The organism is Aeromonas sp. Prich7-2, assembly GCF_017939255.1.
GTDB classification, from domain to species: domain Bacteria; phylum Pseudomonadota; class Gammaproteobacteria; order Enterobacterales; family Aeromonadaceae; genus Aeromonas; species Aeromonas caviae.
This window is the reverse complement of record NZ_JAGKRI010000141.1, coordinates 1-4,944: the sequence shown is the minus strand read 5'-3', so window position 1 is coordinate 4,944 and position 4,944 is coordinate 1. Positions and strand designations below refer to the sequence as shown.

Annotated in this window: 4 protein-coding genes and 1 pseudogene; 1 reads left to right on the top strand and 4 read right to left on the bottom strand. The window is 49.3% G+C overall.

Going from position 1 to position 4,944, the window contains the following annotated elements; all coding sequences use genetic code 11:
• Positions 1-163 precede the first annotated feature (163 nt).
• Positions 164-940: an ATP-binding cassette domain-containing protein gene (locus tag J9892_RS18020; RefSeq protein WP_001135551.1), complete on the top strand. Its 777-nt coding sequence runs from the start codon at positions 164-166 to the stop codon at positions 938-940.
• Positions 941-978: 38 nt separating this feature from the next.
• On the opposite strand, the gene J9892_RS18015 is transcribed toward J9892_RS18020, so the two are convergent.
• The 4 genes and pseudogenes from J9892_RS18015 to J9892_RS18000 form a co-directional block, all read right to left on the bottom strand.
• Positions 979-1,554 carry a glutathione S-transferase family protein gene (locus J9892_RS18015; protein ID WP_001176353.1) on the bottom strand — a complete coding sequence of 192 codons (576 nt, stop codon included), beginning with the start codon at positions 1,552-1,554 and terminating at the stop codon, positions 979-981.
• A gap of 73 nt (positions 1,555-1,627) precedes the next feature.
• Entirely contained in the window at positions 1,628-2,554 is a 927-nt protein-coding gene (locus tag J9892_RS18010; protein ID WP_049637349.1) for an extended-spectrum class A beta-lactamase PER-3, read from the bottom strand.
• Between the two features lie 322 nt (positions 2,555-2,876).
• A complete protein-coding gene (locus tag J9892_RS18005) occupies positions 2,877-4,418 on the bottom strand; it encodes an IS91-like element ISCR1 family transposase (RefSeq protein ID WP_000050481.1) in 1,542 nt (513 codons plus the stop codon).
• A 404-nt stretch (positions 4,419-4,822) separates the two neighbouring features.
• A pseudogene (locus J9892_RS18000) lies at positions 4,823-4,944 on the bottom strand (sulfonamide-resistant dihydropteroate synthase Sul1); the annotation flags it as partial.

Genomic DNA, 4,944 nt, shown 5'->3' with positions numbered 1-4,944 from the left:
CACTGAAGGGAGAATCGATGAGAAAGAGGAGAAGTGAGTTGACCCAATCTGAACACTCGAGTTAGAAACGGGGTGACGTGAGCGCGTTAAGGATCAGGGTGTTCACGTTGGCCGGAATGGCTGTTCAACTTCGCCGGAATACGCAGATGCGAAGCCGCTTGAAGTGCCACAAGGTCAGATTGAGTTTAAGCAACTGAACTTTAACTACGGCAAAGCAGCAGGTGAACATGGTCCTGTGATTGATGGTCTGGACTTGTCGATTAAACCCGGTGAAAAAGTAGGTTTAGTCGGCCGTTCTGGTGCTGGTAAATCCACGCTGGTGAACTTACTGCTGCGCTTTTATGATGTCAATTCAGGCCAGATTTTGATAGACGGTCAGGACATCAAAACTGTATCACAGGAAAGTCTTCGCGCTCATATAGCTATGGTGACCCAGGATACCTCCCTGCTACACCGTACTGTAAGGGAAAATATTTTATATGGTCGTCCTGGCGCTACCGAAGCGGAAATGATTGAAGCAGCCCGTTTAGCCGAAGCCGATGCTTTTATTCAGGAGCTTACCGATCCTAAAGGCAACAGTGGCTACGACGCTCAGGTGGGCGAACGTGGAGTCAAGCTTTCTGGTGGTCAACGTCAACGTATTGCAATAGCTCGGGTTTTACTGAAAAACGCCCCTATTCTGATTTTGGATGAAGCCACCTCAGCGCTGGACTCCGAAGTAGAATCAGCTATTCAGCATAGTCTGACTCAGTTGATGATAGGCAAAACGGTTATAGCCATTGCACACCGTTTATCTACCATAGCAGCTATGGACAGGCTGATCGTTCTGGATCAAGGTCGTATTGTGGAACAAGGCAGTCATCAGGAACTGATCGCCAAAGGCGGTATTTACGCTCAATTATGGGCGCATCAAACCGGCGGCTTTATTGGTGTGGAATAAATAATAAAGGTCAGAGTCTTGGCTCTGACCTGTTGTTTTTAGCTTAAACGCGGGTCGGTTTCAGCGACCATCGGCCGGTTTAAATGCGCATTTCTGAACTGTAATAATACAGGGAAGGGTTTTAAGTCGACTAAATCGCGGAACAATATCCAGTCGATTAAAGTGAACAGACTGATACCAGGATAGTCCCAGTCACCGAAATGCCCTGCCCTGATTTGTTGCTCAAGTGCCTCTAGCGTCGCCTGAATTCGCTCATGCTGAAGATTAAAAAACAATTTATCTTCAGTCACGTCAAAACCTGAGCGCTTACAAAGCAGTAATTCAACCAAGGAGTCTGTGCAGGCATTGATGGTCGTCAGACCGTTTTCCTGATCCCAGCTCAATGGTTTGAATTTCAGTTTCGAAGCCAAATAACGATAAATTACGCCTGAATCAAAAATAACCTGCTCTCCATCCACTAACACAGGCACTTTGCGTGCCGGATTATGTTGTACCAACACTGAACGGCCTTCAGACTCAAAAATATTAAGCGCTACAAACTGATAAGGTTGCCCTGCCAGTACTAAACGTAAACGACGAACAAAAGGGGAAGCCACTGAACCTAATAACTGCATAACCTACTCCAATTTCAAACCATAGCTTTAGTGTACAACCAGAGTCAGCGGCTTAGATAGTGCTGATAGTCTGTTAATTTGGGCTTAGGGCAGAAAGCTTTTTCAATTCAAATTGATACGCAGTCTGAGCAACCTGCGCAATGATAGCTTCATTGGTTCGGCTTGACTCGGCTGAGTCTTTCACAAAAACAGCAACCAGCAAGGGCCGTCCATCAGGCAACAGAATGATACCTAAATCATTAGTGGCCGCAGTTTTTCCGGCTTTGATACCCGAAGTACCAGTTTTATGTGCGACCACAGTACCAGCTGGTAACAAACCTTTTAACCGCTCTGGTCCTGTGGTGGTTTCGACCATCCACTTCCATAACAAAGCCTGCGAGGTTTCAGACAGCTGTGTTTTTTGCTCAAACTTTTTCAGGATCTCTGCAGCACCTTTCATCGAGGTCCAGTTTTGATACTGCACCTGATCATCGGCGTGCATCTGCGCTTCATTTGCGACCACAGCGGTCTCCTTTATACCCATAGACTGGATATAGTCATGCAAAGCAGCTGGTCCACCAACCAGTTCAAATAACAAATCACAGGCCACGTTATCGCTGAGCGAGACCGAGTATTGCAGCAGTTGCTGCACTGGAACACTAAACTCGTCTCCCTGATACGCTTTCATTATCGGAGCCCAGGTATTCTGTAAAACCTTAGCCCTGTTTACGATAACGGTCTGATTTAAATCCAACTTTCCCTGATCAACCTGATGCAGTACCAACATAGCTAAATGCAATTTAAATACACTTTGCATTGGGAATTTTTCAAAAGGATTAATCAGTAAAGGTTCCAGATCGTCAGGCCCCCACACTGCAACGCCTACAGTGGCTTTTTTTCCAATGACTATGGATTCAATTTGCTCTTTTAACAGTGGGGATTGCGCTGAGGTTTCGAATGAACTAAAAGATACCATCAGTAGCGTCGAGGCAGTAACTACAGCTTTTATAATGACATTCATCGGATTGTCCTTTTGATAAGTCGATATGAATTATACAAAAGGCAGCCAAAGCTGCCTTTTTAGGGTATAGGAAGTATAAACCACCTTTTTGGGTATAGGAAGTATAAACCACCTTTTTGCTCCTCATCCGAAGTATCTTACCTGAAATTCCCTCACTCGTTTACCGCTCAAGCCCCAATTTTAACTGCCGGTCCAGCCTAAACCGCTCTAATAAGGTTCGATTTGGCGGTAAAATCTCTAGCCTGATAGCTCGAGAGATACAAACTGCCCCACCGCCCCGTTTAAAAGTTGGCAGTGTTGAGCAGTGTTGGATTTGGGGTCGTCAGTCAAAGAGACGACTCTGTGATGGATCGAACAGGCTGGGAGTCAGTGGCGGCGCTCGTTCTGGTGGCAGCTCACGCTGCTTGGCGGCATTCGCCTTGGCTGTTTTCTGTTTCAGATGCTTGAGAATCTGCTCAATGACCTTCGGATCTTCGATGCTGGCAATCACTTTGACGTGACCGCCGCAGTGTTCGCAGACTTCAATATCAATATTGAAGACTCGCTTGAGGCGTTGCATCCAGGTCATGGCGCGGTGGCGCTCTGCAGGACTCTTGTCACGCCAGTTAGTATCGAGACCTTCCGATTTGTCGGGCTTCTTGCCCCGCTTGGCGGGTGTTACTTGAACTCGGTGTTTGCTGTTCGGTGCAAAGACGCCGTGGAAGCGTGTGAGGTTGACTCGCGGCTTAGGTACCAACGCAGCGAGTTTGGCGATGAAGTCCAGCGGCTCGAAGATCACATGGGTGGTGCCATTGCGGTACGGAGTTTTGAGCTCGTAACGCACCTGCCCATTGGCGGTTAATGCCAGACGTTTTTCTGAAACCGCTGGCCGACTAATGTAGCGACACAAGCGCTCAAGCTTATCCCGCTGATGCGCTTCGGCCATCACACCGGCGTGTAGCGAGAAACCAGCATGGTTGGCTACTCGACTGCTTGAGTCGGCTTTATCCTCACGCCCTGGCAAGGTTTGCAGGGTGAAGACTTTGCGCCCTTGCTGGGGGCCGACGGCAATGCGATACGTAACCGAAGCACCATGTAATTGAGTCAGCGTATCGTCTTCGCCCTCTTCCAGTGTCAACCACGTATTCTCGGCATCACGCTCCAAAATCCCACGCTTTTCCATGCAGCGAGCGATGCGATGGCTGAGGGTGTGAGCGAGCGTATTCAGCTCATCGTAAGTGGGTGCCTTGACACGATGGAAGCGTTGCTTGCCATAGTCATCTTCGGCATAGACACCATCGAGAAACAGCATGTGGTAGTGGACATTGAGATTTAGCGCGGAGCCAAAGCGTTGGATAAGAGTCACTGAGCCAGTTTGTGCAGAGGCTTTGGTGTAACCGGCTTTTTTGATCAGATGAGTTGAGAGTGTACGATAGACGATACTCAAGACCTGGCCCATCAGCTGGGGATGGCGAGCCAGCAAAAAGCGTAGCTGGAAAGGAAAGCTGAGCACCCACTGGCGAATGGGCTCCTTGGGGAAGACTTCGTCTATCAGCAGCGCCGCACTCTCGGCCATCCGGCGGGCACCGCAGCTAGGGCAAAAGCCGCGTCGTTTACAGCTGAAGGCGACCAGACGCTCGTGATGACAATCCTCGCAGCGAACCCGCATGAAACCATACTCCAGACGGCCACATTGGAGGAGGTCGTTGAATTCTTGTTGGATGTAGCGAGGCAGGTGTTGACCTTGGGCTTCGAGTGAGGCTTTGAAGGCTGGGTAGTGCTGCTCAACCAGCTGGTAGAGCAGCGTCTGGTCGGGTTGGTGGCGTTCGTAACCGTTTGTTTGAGTGGGCGATTGACTCGCCGTGGCGTTCCTTGCCAGCGACATGGGTATCCTCCGCTGATACTGTGGTTATGTACAGTATCAGCGGCTTGCGTTCAGACGTCCAGTCTGGCCCTAGACATCGCTAAATGCTTAACCCGCAATAGCCCTCACGAGTTGTTATCAGCCACTACCGGTTGAGCGAGAAGGTTTTGGGTTCAGGGTGCTATTGCTCCACCAATCACAATACTGAAGCCCCAACTGTTATCAGTTGGGGCTTTTTCTTGTCTGTTTGCGGCGGTTGCGTTTTATCGGTAGTCGTCGAGCTCTGCACCATCCCACATAAGAGCTTAACGGTGCGATCTTCAACGCCATCACACAAAACTTTCTTTTTCACGCACAGTCAACTTATTGGATGTTTTATTAACAACCCAAAAGGAGATATTTAGCGGGCGGCCGGAAGGTGAATGCTAGGCATGATCTAACCCTCGGTCTCTGGCGTCGCGACTGCGAAATTTCGCGAGGGTTTCCGAGAAGGTGATTGCGCTTCGCAGATCTCCAGGCGCGTGGGTGCGGACGTAGTCAGCGCCAT

Bases quoted from the DNA above. Each gene is read 5' to 3' on its own strand.
- J9892_RS18015 (WP_001176353.1), bottom strand. From the start codon at position 1,554: ATGCAGTTATTAGGTTCAGTGGCTTCCCCTTTTGTTCGTCGTTTACGT.
- J9892_RS18010 (WP_049637349.1), bottom strand. From the start codon at position 2,554: ATGAATGTCATTATAAAAGCTGTAGTTACTGCCTCGACGCTACTGATG.
- J9892_RS18005 (WP_000050481.1), bottom strand. From the start codon at position 4,418: ATGTCGCTGGCAAGGAACGCCACGGCGAGTCAATCGCCCACTCAAACA.